Here is a 20,626-nt window from a genome sequence, read left to right as displayed (position 1 = left end):
CGGGCCAGATCAAGTCGATCACCGACTTCGGCATCTTCATCGGCCTGGACGGCGGTATCGACGGCCTGGTGCACCTGTCCGACATCAGCTGGAACACCACCGGCGAAGACGTGGTCCGCAACTTCAAGAAGGGCGACAACCTGGACGCCGTCGTCCTGGCCGTCGATCCGGAGCGCGAGCGCATCAGCCTGGGCGTCAAGCAGCTGGAGCAGGATCCGTTCGGTCAGTACATGGCTGCCAACCCGAAGGGTTCGAAGGTCGAAGGCGTGGTCAAGGAAGTGGACGCCAAGGGCGCTACCATCGAACTGGCTGACGGCATCGAAGGCTACGTCTCGGCACGTGACGTCGCCAACGAGCGCGTCGACGACGCGACCCAGTTCCTGAAGGTCGGCGACAAGGTTGAAGCGAAGTTCGTGGGCATGGATCGCAAGGGTCGTACCCTGCAGCTGTCGATCAAGGCCAAGGACGACGCCGAAATGCGCGAAGTGCTGGAGGAATACCAGTCCGGCTCCGCGTCGGCTGGCACCACCCAGCTCGGTGCGCTGCTGCGCGCCCAGCTGAACGCCAACAAGTCCGAGTAATCGGCCTTAGGCAGTAGCTGTAGTTTCCTGGACGGCCCGGACGATAGTCCGGGCCGTTTCAGGGTTTGAGACCCTCGACGCGAGTCCGCAATGACCAAATCCGAGTTGATCGAAATCCTGGCGCGCCGACAGGCGCATCTGAAGTCGGACGATGTCGATCTGGCGGTAAAGTCGTTGCTGGAAATGATGGGCGGGGCGCTGGCCGGCGGGGATCGCATCGAGATCCGCGGGTTCGGCAGTTTTTCGTTGCACTACCGGCCACCCAGGCTGGGTCGCAACCCCAAGACCGGGGAATCGGTCGCACTGCCGGGCAAGCATGTCCCGCACTTCAAGCCGGGCAAGGAATTGCGTGAGCGCGTCAGCGCCGTGGTGCCGCTGGAAAGCGATCCGGCCTGAGCCAAGTCGTCCGCAACGGCGGATGCACCCTTTACATCCATTCGGCTACTCTTTGACCGAACGCATGCCTTCTTCTCCTTTCGACGGACAATAAGCGCCGATGGAATTCGTCTCCGAGTGGTTCTGGTTTTTCCTGTTCCTGCCGCTGGCAGCGGTGTCTGGCTGGGTGATCGGCCGGCGTGGCGGGCAGCGTCACGGCGACAACCAGGTCAGCCGGCTCTCCAGTACCTATTTCCGCGGCCTGAACTACCTTCTGAACGAGCAGCCGGACAAAGCCATCGAGCTGTTCCTGCATATCGCGGAGCTGGACAAGGAAACCTTTGAAACCCAGGTCGCGCTGGGGCACCTGTTCCGCCGCCGGGGCGAGGTCGACCGCGCCATCCGCCTGCACCAGGGGCTGGTCAACCGGACCGACCTGAGCGACGCCCAGCGCGTCCAGGCGCTGCTGGCGCTCGGCGAGGACTACATGAAGTCCGGCCTGCTCGACCGCGCCGAAACCGTGTTCTCCGAGCTGGCCCAGATCGACCAGCGCGCACCACAGGCGCTCAAGCACCTGATCGGCATCTACCAGGCCGAGCGCGACTGGGAAAAGGCGATCGACAACGCCACCCGCTATGAGGAAGTCACCGGCGAGCCGATGGGCAAGCTGGTAGGGCAGTTCGAGTGCGAGCTTGCCGAGCGCTTCCGCGGCGCAGGCAGGATCGACGAGGCGCGCGCGGCGATTGCCCGTGCCTACCAGGCCGACGCCATGTCGGTCCGCGCCGGCATCATCGAAGGTCGCCTGGAAACCGATGCGGGCAATGCCGAGGCGGCGGTGCGCGCCTTTGAACGTGCGGCCCGCAACGACCCGGAATACCTGCCCGAAGTGCTGCAGCCGCTGATGCAGAACTACCGCAAGGTGGGCGACCTCGGGGGCGCGCGCGCATTCCTGTCGGAAATGACCGAGCACTACCGCGGCATCGCCCCGGTACTGGCGTTGACCCAGCTGATGGAAGAGCAGGAGGGCGTTGCCCCCGCGCGTGCCTACCTGGGTCGGCAGCTCAAGGACCGTCCGTCGGTCCGCGGTGAGTCCGCGCTGATCGATCTGACACTGGCCGAGGGCGCTGATTCCACCGCGACCCTGCACGACCTGAAGCACATCACCGACCAGCTGCTGGTCCGCAATCCGGCCTACCGTTGCACCCGTTGCGGTTTCGGCGCGCGCACCCACCACTGGCAATGTCCGAGCTGCAAGGAGTGGGGAACGGTCAAGCCGCTGCTGAACTACGCGGTGCTCTGACCCATGTTGCCGTGGGGATGGATCGGGCTGCTGGCGGTGCTGGCAGTCGCGGCGGTGCTCACCGGGTGTGCCCGCTATTACGCGCTGCGGCGCAATCTGCTGGATCAGCCCGGCGAACGCCGCAGCCACGGCGTGGCGACGCCGCGCGGCGGCGGTATCGCCATCGTGGTGACCCTGCTGCTGGCGGTCGGGGCGGGCGCGGTTTACTGGCCGCAGGTGCGCATCCCCCTGCTGGTGTTCGGGCTGGGCCTGGCCCTGGTCGCCGGGATCGGCTGGTGGGATGACCATCGGCCGCTGCCGGCGGTGCGCCGGCTGCTGGTCCATGTCGTGGCCGCCACTCTGCTGGCCGGACTGGTCTGGAACGCCACCGGGAATCTGTGGCAGGCCGTGCTGGCCTTGTTGTTTACGACATCCCTGATCAACATCTGGAACTTCATGGATGGGATCAACGGGATCGCCACCACCCAGGCGATCTTGGCCGGCGCCGCCTTCGCGCTGGTGCTGCCCGGGCCGCTGGCCCTGGCGGGCGTGGTCCTTGCCCTGGCGTGCCTGGGCTTCCTGCCGTTCAACTTCCCCCGGGCCCGGATTTTCATGGGAGACGTCGGCAGCGGGGCGCTGGGTTATGCGGTGGCCGCCCTGGTCTGCCTGGCCAGCGTGGCAACGACGGTGTCCTGGCTGCTGCTGCTGGTGCCGCTGACCGCCTTCCTCGTGGACGCAGGCTTCACACTGTTGGCGCGCATGCTCTCCGGGCAGAGGTGGATGGAGCCCCACACCCAACATCTGTACCAGCGCGCCATCAAAGGTGGAGCAACGCACACTTCGGTTACAGGGATGTACTTTGTTTTTGGTTTGTTCAGTATTACAGTGTTTAATGCTTGCACGTATTTGCAGCCGAGGTGGGAGGCTGCCGTGGCCGTAACGTGGATAATCTCCGCGACCGGTCTTTGGCTACTCCTGCGCAAGGGAATGCGCTACTAGAAGGATTGCTTGGTTTATGACGCCTTGGCTGGACCGCTTTACGAGTCTGCTCCCCCGCGCCGCCATCGTGGCCCACGACCTCTTCATGGTATGGGCCTGCTGGCAGCTGCTGCATGCGGGCCGCTATTCGATGCTGGCCGACGCCCCTTCGCTTCCGCTCTGGAACATCGACACCACGCTGGTGCTCGCCATCCAGGCGGTGGTGTTCTGGCGGGTGGGCCTGTACCGGGGCCTGTGGCGGTTCGCCAGCGTGGCCGACCTGCTGCACATCTTCAAATCCAGCTTCATCGGGTTGCTGGCCATCGTCGTGGTGCTGGCCTACAAGCGCTTCAACGGCGTGCCGATGTCGGTGCTGGTGATCTATCCGTTCGCGCTGTCGGCCCTGCTGGGCGCGCCGCGCCTGCTGTATCGGGCGTGGAAGGACTACCAGGCCCTGCAGTCCGACGCGAGCGCGCGCCGGGTGCTGATCCTGGGCGCCGGCCAGGCGGCCGAAGCCCTGGTTCGCGACCTGCGTCGTTCGGGTGATTTCGAGCCGGTCGGCCTGCTCGACGACGCCCCGCACCTGCAGGGCGCCAAGCTCCAGGGCCTGCCCATACTGGGGACGCTGGACGATGCCGCCGCCGTGGCCCGCGAAACCGCGGCCAAACTGCTGGTGATCGCCATTCCTTCGCTGGATGCGGCGGGCATGCAGCGGGTGGTTGCCCTGTGCGAGAGCACCGGGGTGCCGTTCCGGATGGTGCCCAAACTCAATGACGTGCTGCTTGGCCATTCGCTTCCGGGCGAACTGAAGGAAGTGGCGATCGAGGACCTGCTCGGGCGCAAGCCGATCCTGCCCGACTGGTCGCTGATCCGTGGCTGGCTCGGCGGCCGCACCGTGCTGGTCACCGGCGCCGGTGGCTCCATCGGGTCCGAGCTCTGCCGCCAGTGCGCGCGGCACGGGGCAGGGCGGGTCGTGCTGCTGGAGATGAGCGAGCTGCTGCTGCTGACCATCGAGGCCGAGCTCAAGCGCAGCTTCCCGGACCTGGTGGTGGAAGCGGTACTGGGCGACTGCGGCGACCCGGCCGTGATCCGTCATGCGCTGTCGCTGTCCAGTGTGGACGCGGTATTCCATGCGGCAGCCTACAAACAGGTACCGGTGCTGGAGCGCCAGCTGCGCGAAGCGGTCCGCAACAACATCCTGTCCACCGAGACGGTGGCGCGCGCCTGCGTGGAAGCGCGCATCGAGCATTTCGTGTTCATCTCCACCGACAAGGCGGTCGACCCGGTCAACGCGCTCGGCGCCAGCAAGCGCTACGCGGAGATGATCTGCCAGAGCCTGGACCAGAAGACCAGCCACACCCGCTTCGTCACGGTGCGCTTTGGCAACGTGCTGGCCTCGGCCGGCAGCGTGGTGCCGGTGTTCCGCGAACAGATCCTCAAGGGCGGCCCGGTCACGGTCACCGACCCGGAAGTGACCCGTTACTTCATGACCATCCCCGAGGCCTGCCAGCTGATCCTGCAGGCGGCGGCGTCGGCCTCGCATGGTGCGATCTACACCCTGGACATGGGCGAGCCGGTGCCGATCCGCGTGCTGGCCGAGCAGATGATCCGCCTGGCCGGCAAGCAGCCGTACAAGGACATCGCGATTGTCTATACAGGCCTGCGTCCCGGTGAGAAGCTGCACGAAACCCTGTTCTATTCGGACGAGGATTACCGGCCGACCGCGCATCCGAAAATCCTGGAAGCCGGTGTGCGGACCTTCGCGCGCGACCAGGTGCTGGGCAACGTGCCGCGCCTGCGCGAGGCGATTGCCAATTACGATACCGATGCGATCAACAGCATTCTGTTCGCGACCATGCCGGAATTCTCGCCGTTGCAACAGGAATCTCACGTCGAGTCGGCTAACGTGGTTCCCTTTCCGGCACGAGAGGCCAACAGGCTGTGACGAGCAAGCGCATTCGCAAGGCGGTTTTCCCGGTGGCAGGACTGGGTACCCGGTTCCTCCCCGCCACCAAGACGGTTCCCAAGGAAATGCTGCCGATCATCGATCGGCCGCTGATCCAGTACGCCGTCGATGAAGCGATCGAAGCAGGGTGCGACACCCTGATCTTCATCACCAACCGCTACAAGCACGCGGTGGCCGACTATTTCGACAAGGCCTACGAACTGGAGCAGAAGCTCGAGCGTGCCGGCAAGACCGAGCAGCTCGAACTGGTCCGGCACGTGCTGCCCAATGGCGTGCGCGCGATCTTCGTCACCCAGGCCGAGGCACTGGGCCTGGGCCATGCGGTGCTGTGCGCCAAGGCCGTGATCGGCGATGAGCCCTTTGCGGTGCTGCTGCCGGACGATCTGATCTGGAACCGCGGCGACGGCGCGCTCAAGCAGATGGCCGACCTCAACCAGGCCACCGGTGCCAGCGTGATCGCGGTGGAAGACGTCCCGCACGAGAACACGGCCAGCTACGGCATCGTCGCCACCGAGGCGTTCGACGGTCGCAAGGGCCGCATTTCGCAGATCGTCGAGAAGCCCAAGCCGGCCGACGCACCGAGCGACCTGGCGGTGGTAGGTCGTTACGTGCTCAGCCCGAAGATCTTCGAGCTGCTGGAGTCCACCGGCACCGGTGCCGGCGGCGAGATCCAGCTGACCGATGCCATTGCCGAACTGCTCAAGACCGAGGAAGTGGATGCGTTCCGCTTCGAAGGCACCCGTTTCGACTGCGGCACCCACCTGGGCCTGGTGGAGGCGACCATCCGCTTCGCGCTGGAAAGCCACAAGCTGGGCAAGCCGGCACGCGAGAAGCTGGCGCAGATGCTGGCCGACGACGAAGGCTAAGGTGTTCCGGCCGCCGGCCGGACGCGCACAAAAAAAGGGCGACCCGAGGGTCGCCCTTTTTCATGGTTCGCTTACAGCGATTCGAAAATACCCGCAGCGCCCATGCCGGTGCCGATGCACATGGTGACCATGCCGTACTTCTGCTGGCGGCGGCGCAGGCCGTGCAGCAGGGTGGCGGTACGGATCGCGCCGGTGGCTCCCAGCGGGTGGCCCAGGGCGATGGCGCCGCCCAGCGGGTTGACCTTGGACGGGTCCAGGCCGCAGTCGCGGATCACCGCCAGCGACTGTGCGGCGAAGGCTTCATTGAGCTCGATCCAGTCCAGCTGGTCCTGGGTCAGGCCCGCCTGCTTGAGTGCCTTCGGAATGGCGGCGATCGGGCCGATGCCCATCACTTCCGGGCGCACGCCGGCGACCGAGAAGCTGACGAAGCGGGCCAGCGGCTTCAGGCCGTAGTCCTTCACTGCCTGCTCGGAGGCCAGCAGTACCGCGCCGGCACCATCGCTCATCTGCGAGGAGTTGCCGGCGGTCACGGTGCCGCCGAACTGGCCGTTGCGGAACACCGGGCGCAACTTGGCCAGGCCTTCGGCGGACGAATCCAGGCGCGGGCCTTCGTCGGTGTCGACGATGCGGTCGCGGGTGATGATGCGGCGGCCGTCGGCCAGGTCCGGCTGGCGGGTGCGCACGTCGTACGGGCTGATTTCATCCTTGAACTCGCCATTCTGGATCGCGGCGATGGCCTTCTGGTGCGAGGCCAGGGCGAAGGCGTCCTGCTCCTCGCGCGAGACCTTCCATTCCTCGGCGACCTTCTCGGCGGTGATGCCCATGCCGTAGGCAATGGCCACGTGGTCGTTGTCGAACACGCTCGGCGCCATGGCGATCTTGTTGCCCATCATCGGCACCATCGACATCGACTCGGTACCGCCGGCCAGCATCAGGTCGGCGTTGCCCAGGCGGATCTGGTCGGCGGCCATGGCCACGGCCTGCAGGCCGGAGGAGCAGAAGCGGTTGACCGTCTGCGCGGCGATGGTGTCCGGCAGGCCGGCCAGCAGCACGCCGATGCGGGCTACGTTCATGCCCTGCTCGGCTTCCGGCATGGCGCAGCCGATGATGGCGTCGTCGATGCGGTTGACGTCGATGCCCGGGGCCTGCGCGACCACGGACTTGAGCACGTGCGCGAGCATGTCGTCGGGACGGGTATTGCGGAATACGCCCTTGGGCGCCTTGCCAACCGGGGTGCGGGTGGCGGCGACGATGTAGGCGTCCTGGATCTGCTTGGTCATTGTGGCGATCTCTTGAATGTGGTTCGGGCCGATCAGTTACGCAGCGGCTTGCCGGTCTTGAGCATGTGCGCGATGCGGGCCTGGGTCTTTTCCTGCTGGGCCAGTTCGACGAAGTGCTTGCGCTCCAGGGTCAGCAGCCACTCTTCGTCCACCAGGGTGCCGCGGTCGACCTTGCCGCCGCACAGCACGGTGGCGATGCGCTCGGCGATCTCGTAGTCGTACGGGCTGATGAAGCGGCCTTCCAGCATGTTGACCAGCATCATCTTGAAGGTGGCGATACCCACGTCACCGGCCACCTGGATGCGGCGTGCCGGCAGCGGCGGACGGTAGCCCGCTTCAGCCAGGGCGCGAGCTTCGGCCTTGGCGATGTGCAGCGCTTCGTAGCTGTTGAACACCACCTTGTCGGTGCTGCGCAGCAGGCCCAGTTCCTTGGCGTTGACCGCGGAGTTGGACACCTTGGCCATCGCCACGGTCTCGAAGGTCTTCTTCAGTTCGGCGAACACGTCACCGCCCGGGCCTGCGGCCTGCGAGGCGCGCACGGCCAGTTCCTTCAGGCCACCACCGGCCGGCAGCAGGCCGACGCCGGCCTCGACCAGGCCGATGTAGCTTTCCAGGAAGGCCACGGTCTTGGCGCTGTGCATCTGGAACTCGCAGCCACCACCCAGCGCCAGGCCACGCACGGCGGCAACCACCGGCACCAGCGAGTACTTGATGCGCTGGCTGGTGCGCTGGAAGTTGGCAACCATTTCTTCGAACTGGTCGACCTTGCCGGCCTGCAGCAGGCCCAGTGCACCGGCCAGATCGGCACCGGCAGAGAAGGGCTCCTTCTGCTGCCAGATCACCAGGCCCTGGAAGTCCTTCTCGGCGCGCGTGACGCACTCCTGCAGGCCGTCCAGCACGTGGTCGGACACGGTGTTCATCTTGGTCTTGAAGCTGACCACGGCGATGCCATCACCGTCGTGCCACATGCGCAGGCCGTCGTTCTCGAACACGGTCTCGCCCGGCGCGAACGTCTCGCCCAGCAGCGGATCGGGGAAGCGCTGGCGCTGGTACACCGGCAGCGACGAGCGCGGCAGCTTGGCATTGCGCGACGGGCTGTAGCTGCCTTCGGCGGCATGCACGCCGTCGCGGCCATCGAACACCCAGTCCGGCAGCGGGGCGTTGCTCATGCTCTTGCCGGCCACGATGTCATCGGCGATCCACTGTGCCACCTGCTTCCAGCCGGCGGCCTGCCAGGTTTCGAACGGGCCCAGCGACCAGCCGTAGCCCCAGCGGATGGCCAGGTCGACGTCGCGCGCGGTTTCGGCGATGTCGGCCAGGTGGTAGGCGCTGTAGTGGAACAGGTCGCGGAAGGTCGCCCACAGGAACTGCGCCTGCGGGTGCTGGCTTTCGCGCAGCTTGGCGAACTTCTCGGCGGGGTTTTTGATCTTCAGGATCTCGACCACTTCCGGCGCGGCGGTGCGATCGGCCGGGCGGTAGTCCTGCTTTTCCAGGTCGAGAACCATGATGTCCTTGCCGACCTTGCGGAAGATGCCGGCGCCGGTCTTCTGGCCCAGCGCGCCCTTGGAAATCAGCGCATCCAGCCACTTCGGCGACTTGAAGAATTCATGCCACGGGTCGTTCGGCAGGGTATCGCCCATGGTCTTGATGACGTGGGCCATGGTGTCCAGGCCGACCACGTCGGAGGTGCGGTAGGTGGCCGACTTCGGGCGGCCGACCAGCGGGCCGGTCAGGCCGTCCACTTCATCGAAGCCCAGGCCGAACTGCTGGGTGTGGTGGATGGTGGACAGGATCGAGAACACGCCGATGCGGTTGCCGATGAAGTTCGGGGTGTCCTTGGCGTACACCACGCCCTTGCCCAGAGTGGTGACCAGGAATGCTTCCAGGCCTTCCAGCACGCTGGCGTCGGTGGTGGTGGCCGGAATCAGCTCGGCCAGGTGCATGTAGCGCGGCGGGTTGAAGAAGTGCACGCCGCAGAAGCGGTGGCGCAGCTGCTCGGGCAGCACGTCGGCCAGCTTGTTGATGCCCAGGCCCGAGGTGTTGGAGGCCAGCACGGCGTGGTCGGCCACGAACGGCGCGATCTTCTTGTACAGGTCCTGCTTCCAGTCCATGCGCTCGGCGATGGCCTCGATGATCAGGTCGCAGTCCTTCAGCTGCTCCAGGCCGGACTCGTAGTTGGCCGGGGTGATGGCTTCGGCCAGCGACTTGCTGGCCAGCGGCGCCGGGCTCAGCTTGCCCAGGTTGGCGATCGCTTTCAGCACGATGCCGTCGGCCGGACCTTCCTTGGCGGGCAGGTCGAACAGCACGGTGTCGACGCCAGCGTTGGTGAGGTGGGCGGCGATCTGGGCACCCATGACGCCGGCACCCAGCACGGCGGCGCGGCGGACTAGCAGGGAATTGGACATGTCGATAAGCCTTTTGGCGTTACGGGGTGGAAAGGGGGGCGTGAGTGGCCGCGCTGGCGCGGAAGCCAGCCTCGGCGAAATGGATCAGTTCCTGGGCTGCATGGGCACGATGCGCCGCTTCGGTGACACCGGCGGGACGCTTGATCAGGCCGAAGTCGGCCATCGCGTAGGTCAGCGCGCCGGCGAGGAAGTCCAGCCGCCAGTACAGCTCTTCCTTGCTCAGGCCCGGCACGCAGGCGGCGATGGCCTTGCCGAACTCGCGCAGGACGTGGCCGTAGTGGTCGGAGAGGAACTTGCGCAGGTTGTCGTTCTTTTCCGCGTAGGCGCGGGCGATGACCCGCACGAAGGCGCCGCCGGTCTGGCGGTCCTGGGCCATGGCCAGGGCCGGCTCGACGAAGGCGGCCAGCACCGGGCGCAGCTGGCCCGGGTGCTCGTGACGGGCAGCCTCCAGCTGGGACAGGCGCGCGGCGGTCATTTCGTCCATGCGGCGGCGGAACACCTCGTTGACCAGGTTTTCCTTGGAGCCGAAGTGGTAGTTGACCGCCGCGATGTTCACGTCGGCCTGGCTGGTGACCTGGCGCAGGGAGGTCCCGGCGAACCCGTGCAGGGCAAACAGCTCCTCGGCGGCGCCGAGAATGCGGTCCTTGGTGGAGAAGTGGGCGGGCTTGGCCATGGTCGGGACAGGGTTCAATCAAACGATTGTTTGATATTAGACCTGCCAGGCTGCGGCCGCATTGTGCAGCGCAGCAGAACGGTTGCCGGGCGGTCATCCACATGAATGCGGCACGTTGTATCCGGCTGCGTGGACGCTGTAGAATTGACGCACGTATATCAGGCTAAGCCCGCGTTTTGACGCGGGTTTTTTTCATGTTACTCTCGGGCCGATCAGTGGCCCGCCCAACGGAGAACTTCCCATGGCGCTGGAGCGCACCCTTTCCATCATCAAGCCGGACGCCGTCGCCAAGAACGTCATCGGTGAAATCTACGCCCGCTTCGAAAAGGCTGGCCTGAAGGTCGTGGCTGCCAAGTACAAGCAGCTGTCGCGCCGCGAAGCCGAAGGCTTCTACGCCGTGCACCGCGAGCGTCCGTTCTTCAACGCGCTGGTCGAGTTCATGATCTCCGGCCCGGTGATGATCCAGGCCCTGGAAGGCGAGAACGCCGTCCTGGCCCACCGCGACCTGCTGGGCGCCACCAACCCGAAGGAAGCCGCTGCGGGCACCATCCGCGCCGACTTCGCCGAATCCATCGATGCCAACGCCGCCCACGGCTCGGACTCGGTCGAGAATGCCGCGATTGAAATCGCCTACTTCTTCGCCGCCACCGAAGTCGTCTCGCGCTGAGAGTAATGCCGTGAACGAGGTCGTACAGTCCCCCGCCATCCAGCCGCTGCCGAAGTCGGCACCCACGGCTGGCAAGCAGAACCTGCTCGACCTCGATCGCGCGGGCCTGGAGAAGTTTTTCGTCGAGGTGCTTGGCGAAAAGAAGTTCCGTGCCCATCAGGTGATGAAGTGGATCCACCATCGCTACGTCACCGACTTCGATGAAATGACCGACCTCGGCAAGGTCCTGCGTGCCAAGCTGCAGGCCCATGCCGAGGTACTGGTTCCCAACATCGTGTTCGACAAGCCCTCCGCCGACGGCACCCACAAGTGGCTGCTGGCGATGGGCGTGGATGGCAAGAACGCCATCGAGACCGTGTACATCCCGGACAAGACCCGCGGCACGCTGTGCGTGTCTTCGCAGGTCGGTTGCGGCCTGAACTGCACGTTCTGCTCCACCGCCACCCAGGGCTTCAACCGCAACCTGACCACCGCCGAGATCATCGGCCAGGTGTGGGTTGCCGCACGCCACCTGGGCAACGTGCCGCACCAGATGCGCCGCCTCACCAACGTGGTGATGATGGGCATGGGCGAGCCACTGATGAATTTCGACAACGTCGTGCGCGCCATGAGCGTGATGCGCGACGACCTGGGCTACGGCCTGGCCAACAAGCGCGTGACCCTGTCGACCTCCGGCCTGGTGCCGCAGATCGACCGCCTTTCGGCCGAAAGCGATGTGTCGCTCGCGGTGTCGCTGCACGCACCCAACGATGCGCTGCGCGAAACGCTGGTACCGCTCAACAAGAAGTACCCGATCGTCGATCTGATGGCCTCGTGCGCGCGTTACCTGCGCGCCAACAAGCGCCGCGAATCGGTGACCTTCGAATACACGCTGATGAAGGGCATCAACGACCAGCCCGAACATGCCCGCCAGCTGGCGCGACTGATGCGCCAGTTCGACAACGCGGTGCAGGCGTCGCACTCGGGCAAGGTCAACCTGATCCCGTTCAATCCGTTCCCGGGTACGCGCTACGAGCGCTCCGGAGATGCTGAAATCCGTGCCTTCCAGAAGATCCTGCTCGACCAGCAGGTGCTGACCATGGTGCGGCGTACCCGTGGCGATGACATCGACGCTGCCTGTGGCCAGCTCAAGGGCCAGGTGATGGACCGCACGCGTCGCCAGGCCGAGTTCAACAAGACGCTCCAGGACGGGAAAAACCGGGATGCCGCTGCCTGACCTCCGATTGCCAGCCGTTGTTTTCGTCGCGCTGGCATTCGCCGGCTGTGGCAGCAAAGGCGTCAAACCCCCCAGTGCGCCACTGGGCATCGCGCCGGAGTACGTGGCCCGCGACAGCGCCGATACCCGTCGCCGGTTCAACTACCAGGACCAGCTGACGCTGGCCGCCGAGGCCTTCCGCGCCGGGCAGCCGGAAATGGCCGAAAAGCGCGCACGCAGCGCGCTCAAGCTCGACCCGGGTCAACCCGACGCCTACATCCTGCTCGCCGCCCTGGCCAACCAGCGCGGTGCCGTGGCCGAGGCCGGCCCGCTGTTCCAGAAGGCCGCCGAGCTGGCGCCGCAGAGCGGGGACGTGCTGAACAACTACGGCGCATGGCTGTGCGGGCAGGGGCGTGCTGCCGAGGCGCTGCCGCTGTTCGACCGCGCCGTGGTCGCGCCGGGCTACCGCACCCCGGCTGCCGCTCTGGCAAACGCGGGTGGCTGCGCGCTGGAGGCCGGGCAGCCGGAACGCGCCGTGCGTGACCTGCGCAAGGCGCTGGTGCTGGAACCCGGCAACGCCTACGCGCTGGAATCGATGGCCCGCAACGAGTATGCGCAGTCGCGTTATTTCGAGGCCCGGGCCTTCGTGCAACGGCGTCTCGCGGCTGCACCGGCCACACGTTCCGTGTTACAACTTGCCTCTCAAATCGAGGCGCAGCTTGGTGACACAGTGGCATCCGGTCGCTATCTGCAGCGAATTCGCGACGAATTTCCGCAGGATGCGGCTCCTAATTCCCGGGGTTGAAGCATTGTGATTGATGACCAGACTGTGAACGCGCTTGATACCGCTGCCGGCTGTGGGGCTCGCCTCCGCCAGGCGCGGGAAGCGGCAGGGATGACGCTTGAGGACGTAGGTCCGAAGCTGCGCATGCCGGTCCAGGTGGTGAAGTCGCTGGAAGCCGAGCAGTGGGATCGCCTCGGTGCACCGGTGTTCGTACGCGGCCAGCTCAAGAGCTACGCCCGCCTGCTGAATGTCGACCTGGGCGATGTCCTGGACCAGGCCCGGATCGGGCCGGTGGTGCCGCCGCAGCTGGTCAGCCATACGCATACCCCCCGGGCCCGGCGCATCGCCGAGAACCTCGGTCGCCGTGCCCTGTACGTGGGTATCACCGCAGTACTGGCGGTGCCGGTCTGGTTCGCCACGCGAGGCCACTTCGACAGTGCCTCCACTGCGCCGGCGACCGCGTCGCTGGACGTGATTCCAGCCGCCGTTCCGGTGGCTGGCTCAGCCACGCCGGACGCCCCGGCGCCGGCCGCTGCGACGCCTTCGTCTGCGCCGGCCACGCCTTCGGCACCGTACCTTGCCTCGCTGACGCCCGTGCCGCGACCGGCCACGGCGGCCCCGGCCCCGGCCGGCGCGCTGACCCTGCAGTTCAAGGGCGACAGCTGGGTCGACATTGCCGGTCCCGACGGCGCGACCGTCGAGAAAGCCCTGATCAAATCCGGCGAAACCCGCACCTTCAGCCCCGGCCAGGTGGCGCGCATGGTGCTGGGCAATGCCTCGGCGGTCGAGGTTCAGCAGGCCGGCACTATCGTCGACCTTTCGCCGTACCAGCGAGCCAACGTGGCGCGCTTTACGGTATCCTCTGACGGCTCCGTGGCTCCGGTTTCACACTGAGCCGCGTTTCCGCTGTTTCGACAGTCCAATTCAAACAGTCCCTCCTGACCGGCAGGGGCGAGAGTACGCATGGCGATCGACGACCTGCTCGACGAGCACGAACAAAGTGAACGCGTCCGCAGCTGGCTGCGGAACAATGGTGTGAGCATCATCGCCGGCGTGGCGATCGCCATCGGCGGCATCGCCGGCTGGCAGTGGTGGCAGAAGGAACAGGGCAACCACCTGTCCATGGCCAACGCCGAGTACCAGGTGGTGCTCAAGCAGCTGCAGGACAACAAGCTGGATGAGGCGGCCAAGGGCATCAAGGCCCTGGACGGCGGCAAGGCCAGTGTCTATGCCGACCTGGCAGCGCTGCAGCTGGCCAAGGCCCAGGTCGACGCCGGCAAGAACGAAGAGGCCCTGGCCACGTTGCGTGCGATCCAGGCCAGCCCCGAAATCAAGCCCGTGATCGACCAGCGCATCGCGCGCCTGTTGATCGCCACCGGCAAGCAGGATGAAGCCATCAAGCTGCTCGGCGATGCGACCGACAGTGCCAGCCTGGAAATCCATGGCGACGCGCTGATCGCATCGGGCAAGCGCGACGAAGCCCGCGGGCTGTATGAGAAGGCGCTCAAGACGCTTGACGTTGCAGCGCCGCAGCGGCGTGTTCTGGAAACCAAGGTGATGGATGCCGGTGGCACCGTCGCCGAGCCCGCGGAGTCGGTGTAATGAAGCAGATGGTCATGATCAAGCGCGTTGCCACCCTGGTCCTGATGGGCGTGGCGCTGTCCGGCTGCAGCACCGTCAAGGGCTGGTTTGCGGGCAAGGACGCAGAGGCCAAGAAGGCGCTGGAACCGGCCGAGCTGGTCAAGTTCGAGCCGACCGTGAGGGTCGACAAGGTCTGGAGCACCAACCTGGGCAAGGGCGAGAAGCGCATTGGCGTCCGCCAGGGTCCGGTCGTGGCCGACGGCCGCGTGTACGCGGCGGCCATCACCGGTGGCGTGCATGCGCTGGACCTGCAGACCGGCAAGACCGTGTGGACCTATGAGCCGGCCAAGGTCAAGAAGCAGCCCAAGCTGCGTCTGTCCGGTGGCCCGGGCGTGGGTGAAGGCCTGGTGGTGATCGGCACGCTGGACGGCCAGGTGATCGCGCTGGACGCCAACGACGGCACCGAAAAGTGGCGCGCCAAGGTCCCCGGCGAAGTAATTTCCGCTCCGGCTGTGGGCCAGGGCATCGTGTTCGTGCGCAGCAACGATGGCCGGGTGACCGCCTTCGATGCCGGCAATGGCACCCAGAAGTGGTTCAACCCGCGCGAACTGCCCGCGCTGACCGTGCGCGGCAACGCGCCGGTGGTGGCGGGCCCGGGCGTACTGTTCATCGGCAACGACGACGGCAGCGTTGCGGCGCTGGCCATGCAGGACGGCCGCACCGTGTGGGACCAGATGGTCGCCAACGGCGAAGGCCGTACCGAGCTGGAGCGCATGTCCGACGTGGACGGTGCTCCGGTGCTGGAAGGCAACACGCTCTTCGTGAGCAGCTTCAAGAACCAGACCATGGCGATCGAAGGCCCGACCGGCCGTCCGCTGTGGGCACGCGACCATGGTGGCGCCGGTGGCGTGGCGCTGACCTCGGGCAATGTGTTCGTCACCGACAACAAGGGTGGCGTGTTCGGTTTGGACAAGGCGAGTGGTTCGGCCATGTGGTCGCAGACCGGGCTGGCCCGGCGCTCGCTGACCGGGCCGGTGGTGCAGGGCGATTACGTTGTAGTCGGTGACTACAAGGGCTACCTGCACTGGTTGCGTACGGATAATGGCGAGTTCGCCGGGCGCGCCAAGAGTGGCGGCGATGCCCTGCTGGCGCAGCCGGTGGTCGCCGATGGGATTCTGCTGGTGCAGAACGTTGATGGAAAGCTGACCGCGTTCCGGTTGGCACAATAAGGAGTTACCGCGATGCTGCCCTTGGTCGCCCTGGTTGGACGGCCGAATGTCGGCAAGTCCACCATTTTCAATGCGCTTACCCGTACCCGTGACGCCCTGGTCCATGACCAGCCCGGCGTCACCCGGGATCGCAACTATGGTGTCTGCCGTCTGGACGAGGACAATCATTTCCTCGTCGTCGACACGGGTGGTATCGCGGAAGACGAAGAGGGCCTGGCCGGTGCCACCGCACGCCAGGCCCGCGCCGCTGCTGCCGAAGCCGACCTGATCCTGTTCGTGGTCGATGCCCGTGAAGGCACCTCCGCGCTGGATGACGAGATCCTGGCGTGGCTGCGCAAGCTGTCGCGGCCGACCCTGCTGCTGATCAACAAGATCGACGGCACCAACGAAGACAACGTCCGTTCCGAGTTCGCACGCTACGGCTTCAGCGAAATGCTGACCGTGTCGGCCGCGCACCGCCAGGGCCTGGACGACCTGCTCGAAGAAGTGATCGAGCGTCTGCCGGAAGAAGGCAGCGCCGAGGAAATGGACAACGACCCGGGTCGCATGCGCATTGCCTTCGTCGGCCGCCCCAACGTGGGCAAGTCGACCCTGGTCAACCGCATTCTCGGCGAGGAGCGGATGATCGCCTCCGAAGTGCCGGGCACTACCCGCGATTCGATCTCGGTGGATCTGGAACGTGACGGCCGCGACTACCGCTTGATCGACACCGCCGGCCTGCGTCGCAAGGGTCGCGTCGAAGAGGTGGTCGAGAAGTTCAGCGTGATCAAGACCCTGCAGGCCATCGAGCAGTGCCAGGTGGCCGTGCTGATGCTCGACGCCGGCGAAGGCGTGACCGACCAGGACGCCAGCGTGCTGGGTGCGGTGCTCGATGCCGGCCGTGCGCTGGTGGTGGCGATCAACAAGTGGGATGGCCTGACCGACTACCAGCGCGAGCAGGCCGAAACCCTGGTGTCGCGCAAGCTCGGCTTCGTGCCGTGGGCCGAGACCGTCCGCATCTCGGCCAAGCATGGTTCGGGCCTGCGCGAGCTGTTCCGTGCGATCCACCAGGCGCATGCCTCGGCCACGCACGAGTTCAGCACCAGCGAAGTGAACAAGGCGCTGGAAATCGCCTACGAGACCAACCCGCCGCCGGCGGTGCGTGGCCACGTGTCCAAGCTGCGTTACGTGCACCCGGGCGGTTCCAACCCGCCGACCTTCATCGTGCACGGCACGCGTCTGAAGGAGCTGCCGGAGTCGTACAAGCGCTACCTGGAGAACTTCTTCCGCAAGCGCTTCAAGCTGATCGGCACCCCGGTGCAGTTCATCTTCCGCGAGGGTACCAACCCGTACGAAGGCAAGAAGAACCAGCTGACCGAGCGCCAGATCGCCAAGAAGAAGCGCCTGATCCGGCACGTAAAGGGCCGCTGACGGCCTTGGCGTCCCGGAACACCGGGACGCCATCCGCGGTAGCGACACGCCACGCGTGTCCCAAGCGGTCCTAACCCGCTCATAATGCCGGCATGACCGCGGTACCCGAACTCCCCCCCGAACACGCCCACCAGCGCGCCCTCCACGGCGCGCTGCTGATCGACGTGCGCGAAGCGCACGAGCGCGCCACCGGCATGGCCGAAGGTGCGCGCGGCATCACCCAGGGCGATCTGCAGTCGGAACCCGCCACGCAGCTCCCGGCCCTCGACCGCGAGATCCTGCTGATCTGCCAGAGCGGCAAACGCTCGCTCGACACCGCCGCGTTCCTGCACGACCTCGGCTACACCCACGTCGCCTCCGTCCACGGCGGCACCACCGCCTGGCGTGCCGCCGGCCTGCCGTTGGTGCAACCGCTGCAGAGCGATGACGAACGCGACTTCAACGAGCGCTACTCGCGGCACCTGCTGCTGCCGCAGGTCGGCGTGGCCGGACAGCAGACGCTGCTCGGTGCGCGCGTGCTGCTGCTCGGCGCCGGCGGGCTCGGTTCGCCTGCCGCCTTCTATCTGGCTGCAGCCGGGGTAGGGCACCTGCGCATCGCCGACGATGACGTGGTCGACCGCAGCAACCTGCACCGGCAGATCCTGCATACCGACGCCAGCGTGGGCCAGCCCAAGGTGCTGTCGGCGCGCGAACGACTGCTGGCGCTCAATCCACGCCTGGACGTGGACGCCGTGCAGGCGCGGGTCACCTCGGACAACATCGACGCCCTGCTGGAAGGCGTGGACGTGGTGCTGGACGGCTCGGACAACTTCCCGCTGCGCTACCTGCTCAACGATGCCTGCATCAAGCACGGCATTCCGCTGGTCTACGGTGCGGTGGAACGCTTCACCGGCCAGGTCTCCGTATTCGACGCCGGTCGCCAGCGCGGTCATGCCCCGTGCTACCGCTGCCTGTTCCCGGAGCCGCCACCGCCGGAGTTCGCGCCCAACTGCGCCGAGGCCGGCGTGCTCGGCGTGCTGCCGGGCATGGTCGGCCTGCTGCAGGCCACCGAAGTGCTGAAGCTGCTGCTGGGAATCGGCGAGCCGCTTGCCGGCCGGCTGCTGACGTTCGATGCGCTGGCGATGCGCTTCCGCGAGATCCGGCTGGCGCCGGACGCGGCCTGCCCGGTCTGTGCGCCGGGGCAGGCGTTCCCCGGATACATCGACTACGCGGCGTTTTGCAGCAGCAGCTAGTGGAATGAACTGGCGCTTTTATTGCCTATCGTTCCATTCCCGGCACGATCATGCGCACCTGCGTGCTATGTCCCTGCGTCAACTTGTCCTATCGTGACGGCTGATCGGAGTTTCAGGGAAAAGCCGCATGTCGGTGGAAGCAGGTGCCAGTGAACTGGTGAAAGTAGTCGCGCTGCTGGGCGCGGCGGTGGTGATGGTGCCGTTGTTCCGCCGGCTGGGGCTGGGCTCGGTGCTGGGCTACTTCGCGGCCGGCCTGGCGATCGGACCGTTCGGGTTCGGCTGGTTCTCCGATCCGCAGGCGATCCTGCACACCGCCGAACTCGGCGTGGTGATGTTCCTGTTCGTGATCGGGCTGGAAATGCGTCCCTCGCACCTGTGGAGCCTGCGCACCGAAATCTTCGGCCTGGGCACGTTGCAGATCGTGGTGTGCGGCGCGGTGCTGACCGGAGTGTGCATGCTGTTCGGCTTCCCACTGCCGGTCGCCTTCATCGGCGCGGCCGGTTTCGTACTGACCTCCACCGCGGTGGTGATGCAGCTGCTGGCCGAGCGCGGCGACATCGCGCTGCCCTCGGGGCAGAAGATCGTCTCGATCCTGTTGTTCGAAGATCTGCTGATCGTGCCGCTGCTGGCCGTCGTGGCGTTCATGGCGCCGGTGCAGGCCGATGCCGGCGCCGGCTCGCGCTGGCTCAGCGTGGCCATTGCCGCCGGCGCGATCATCGGCCTGGTGCTGGTCGGGCGCTTCCTGCTCAACCCGCTGTTCCGGATACTGGCGGCCGCCAAGGCGCGCGAGGTGATGACCGCCGCCGCACTGCTGGTGGTGCTGGGTGCGGCGCTGCTGATGCAGCTGGGCGGCCTGTCGATGGCGATGGGTGCATTCCTGGCCGGCGTGCTGCTCAGCGAGTCGACCTTCCGCCACCAGATCGAAGCGGACATCGAGCCGTTCCGCGGCATCCTGCTCGGCCTGTTCTTCCTCAGCGTGGGCATGGCGCTGGACCTGGGCGTGGTGGCTGGCAACTGGCAGCTGATCCTTGGCCTGGTGCTGGCGTTGATGGCGGCCAAGGCGCTGTGCATCTACGTGGTCGCGCGCATCATGGGCAGCGACCACGCGCAGGCGCTGGACCGTGGCGTGCTGATGGCGCAGGGCGGCGAGTTCGCTTTCGTGCTGTTCTCCGCCGCGGCATCGGCCGGCGTGATCAACCTGGAGATCAATGCCAACTTCACTGCCGTGGTGGTGCTGTCGATGGCGCTGACGCCGCTGGTGGTGCTGCTCTACAAGCGCATCTCGCCGAAGCCGACGGTAAACATGGACGGCGTGGACGAGGCCGAGGGCCTGTCCGGCAGCGTGCTGCTGATCGGCTTCGGCCGCTTCGGCCAGGTTGCCAGCCAGTCGCTGCTGGCGCGCGACGTGGACGTGACCATCATCGACAACGATGTGGAGATGATCCAGAGCGCCGCGCGGTTCGGCTTCAAGATCTATTACGGCGACGGCACGCGGTTGGATGTGCTGCACGCTTCGGGCGCGGCCACCGCACGTGCGATTGCGGTGTGCGTGGACAAGGCCGAGGCCGCCGACCGCATCGTCGAACTGGTGTCGCACGAGTTCCCGCAGGCCAAGCTGATGGTGCGCTCGTTCGACCGCGAGCATTCGCTGCGGCTGATCCATGCCGGTGTCGATTTCCAGATCCGCGAGACGTTCGAGTCGGCGGTGCTGTTCGGCCAGGCCGCGCTGGTGGAGCTGGGTGCGGACGAAGACGATGCGGTGGAGATTGCCGAGCAGATCCGTCGCCGCGATGCCGAGCGCTTTGAGCTGGAAATTGCCGGTGGTGGTCTGAATGCCGGTGCGCGGATGATCTACGGCAACAGCCCGCAGGGCGTGCCGACGCCGACGCCGTTCACCGCGCCGAAGCGCGAGAGCAAGACGCTGAACCCGCAGGATGTGCCGGAAGAGGAAGAGTAGAGCCGAGCCGATGCTCGGCTGCTCTTCGGCCAGATTGCGATGGCCCCCCGCTGCGCGCGTGAGCCGAGCGTAGGCTCGGCTCTACAGGGGCGGGTCGGTCGGCGTCGCGGCGGTGGGCGAGGGGGCCTGAATCGGGGACAATAGCGTCCCCGCCGCCCCACGCCTGCC

The 20,626-nt window shown here is 66.4% G+C and carries 18 protein-coding genes; 15 read left to right on the top strand and 3 right to left on the bottom strand.

Going from position 1 to position 20,626, the window contains the following annotated elements:
* The 6 genes from RYM47_RS17355 to galU all read left to right on the top strand — a co-directional run.
* Positions 1-581, top strand: a 581-nt coding sequence (locus tag RYM47_RS17355; protein WP_315389532.1) for a S1 RNA-binding domain-containing protein, incomplete at its 5' end; no start/stop codon positions are given.
* A gap of 90 nt (positions 582-671) precedes the next feature.
* A complete protein-coding gene (locus RYM47_RS17350) occupies positions 672-977 on the top strand; it encodes an integration host factor subunit beta (protein ID WP_017355596.1) in 306 nt (101 codons plus the stop codon).
* Between the two features lie 100 nt (positions 978-1,077).
* Positions 1,078-2,256, top strand: a complete 1,179-nt coding sequence (gene lapB, locus RYM47_RS17345) for a lipopolysaccharide assembly protein LapB (RefSeq protein ID WP_315389529.1) — start codon at positions 1,078-1,080, stop codon at positions 2,254-2,256.
* 6 nt (positions 2,257-2,262) lie between these two features.
* Positions 2,263-3,234 carry a glycosyltransferase family 4 protein gene (locus RYM47_RS17340; protein ID WP_315389534.1) on the top strand — a complete coding sequence of 324 codons (972 nt, stop codon included), beginning with the start codon at positions 2,263-2,265 and terminating at the stop codon, positions 3,232-3,234.
* Between the two features lie 16 nt (positions 3,235-3,250).
* Positions 3,251-5,158, top strand: a complete 1,908-nt coding sequence (locus RYM47_RS17335; protein ID WP_172448117.1) for a nucleoside-diphosphate sugar epimerase/dehydratase — start codon at positions 3,251-3,253, stop codon at positions 5,156-5,158.
* Entirely contained in the window at positions 5,155-6,045 is an 891-nt protein-coding gene (gene galU / locus RYM47_RS17330) for a UTP--glucose-1-phosphate uridylyltransferase GalU (protein ID WP_315389528.1), read from the top strand. The genes RYM47_RS17335 and galU overlap by 4 nt, the downstream gene beginning before the upstream one ends.
* 71 nt (positions 6,046-6,116) lie before the next feature.
* On the opposite strand, the gene RYM47_RS17325 is transcribed toward galU, so the two are convergent.
* Genes RYM47_RS17325 through RYM47_RS17315 form a run of 3 tightly spaced genes read right to left on the bottom strand, consistent with a single transcriptional unit; the run spans position 6,117 to position 10,403 of the window.
* Positions 6,117-7,325 (bottom strand): acetyl-CoA C-acyltransferase, encoded by a 1,209-nt coding sequence (locus RYM47_RS17325; RefSeq protein WP_214905488.1) that lies wholly within the window; start codon positions 7,323-7,325, stop codon positions 6,117-6,119.
* Positions 7,326-7,357: 32 nt separating this feature from the next.
* Positions 7,358-9,730, bottom strand: a complete 2,373-nt coding sequence (locus RYM47_RS17320; protein WP_315389526.1) for a 3-hydroxyacyl-CoA dehydrogenase/enoyl-CoA hydratase family protein — start codon at positions 9,728-9,730, stop codon at positions 7,358-7,360.
* Positions 9,731-9,749: 19 nt separating this feature from the next.
* Positions 9,750-10,403 carry a TetR family transcriptional regulator gene (locus RYM47_RS17315; protein WP_315389525.1) on the bottom strand — a complete coding sequence of 218 codons (654 nt, stop codon included), beginning with the start codon at positions 10,401-10,403 and terminating at the stop codon, positions 9,750-9,752.
* Positions 10,404-10,644: 241 nt separating this feature from the next.
* Here RYM47_RS17315 and ndk point away from each other — a divergent pair, with 241 nt between their 5' ends.
* The 9 genes from ndk (at position 10,645) to RYM47_RS17270 (ending at position 20,458) form a co-directional block, all read left to right on the top strand.
* Positions 10,645-11,070, top strand: a complete 426-nt coding sequence (ndk, locus tag RYM47_RS17310) for a nucleoside-diphosphate kinase (protein WP_008265389.1) — start codon at positions 10,645-10,647, stop codon at positions 11,068-11,070.
* A 10-nt stretch (positions 11,071-11,080) separates the two neighbouring features.
* A complete protein-coding gene (rlmN, locus tag RYM47_RS17305; RefSeq protein ID WP_315389524.1) occupies positions 11,081-12,286 on the top strand; it encodes a 23S rRNA (adenine(2503)-C(2))-methyltransferase RlmN in 1,206 nt (401 codons plus the stop codon).
* Positions 12,273-13,070 carry a type IV pilus biogenesis/stability protein PilW gene (gene pilW / locus RYM47_RS17300; protein WP_315389523.1) on the top strand — a complete coding sequence of 266 codons (798 nt, stop codon included), beginning with the start codon at positions 12,273-12,275 and terminating at the stop codon, positions 13,068-13,070. The genes rlmN and pilW overlap by 14 nt, the downstream gene beginning before the upstream one ends.
* Before the next feature lie 6 nt (positions 13,071-13,076).
* Positions 13,077-13,943, top strand: a complete 867-nt coding sequence (locus RYM47_RS17295; RefSeq protein ID WP_315389521.1) for a RodZ domain-containing protein — start codon at positions 13,077-13,079, stop codon at positions 13,941-13,943.
* Positions 13,944-14,012: 69 nt separating this feature from the next.
* The gene (locus RYM47_RS17290; RefSeq protein ID WP_315389519.1) at positions 14,013-14,651 is read left to right on the top strand and encodes a tetratricopeptide repeat protein; all 639 of its coding nucleotides are present in this window, start codon (positions 14,013-14,015) and stop codon (positions 14,649-14,651) included.
* Entirely contained in the window at positions 14,651-15,859 is a 1,209-nt protein-coding gene (gene bamB, locus RYM47_RS17285; RefSeq protein WP_315389518.1) for an outer membrane protein assembly factor BamB, read from the top strand. Before RYM47_RS17290 ends, bamB begins: the two co-directional genes overlap by 1 nt.
* A gap of 12 nt (positions 15,860-15,871) precedes the next feature.
* Entirely contained in the window at positions 15,872-17,269 is a 1,398-nt protein-coding gene (gene der / locus RYM47_RS17280; protein WP_315389517.1) for a ribosome biogenesis GTPase Der, read from the top strand.
* 92 nt (positions 17,270-17,361) lie between these two features.
* Positions 17,362-18,501, top strand: coding sequence for a molybdopterin-synthase adenylyltransferase MoeB (moeB, locus tag RYM47_RS17275; protein ID WP_315389515.1), 1,140 nt, complete (start codon positions 17,362-17,364; stop codon positions 18,499-18,501).
* A 127-nt stretch (positions 18,502-18,628) separates the two neighbouring features.
* Entirely contained in the window at positions 18,629-20,458 is a 1,830-nt protein-coding gene (locus tag RYM47_RS17270; protein ID WP_315389513.1) for a monovalent cation:proton antiporter-2 (CPA2) family protein, read from the top strand.
* Positions 20,459-20,626 lie beyond the last annotated feature (168 nt).

It is taken from the genome of uncultured Stenotrophomonas sp. (assembly GCF_963519125.1).
Classification (GTDB): Bacteria; Pseudomonadota; Gammaproteobacteria; order Xanthomonadales; family Xanthomonadaceae; genus Stenotrophomonas.
This window is presented reverse-complemented; position numbering and strand designations above follow the sequence as displayed.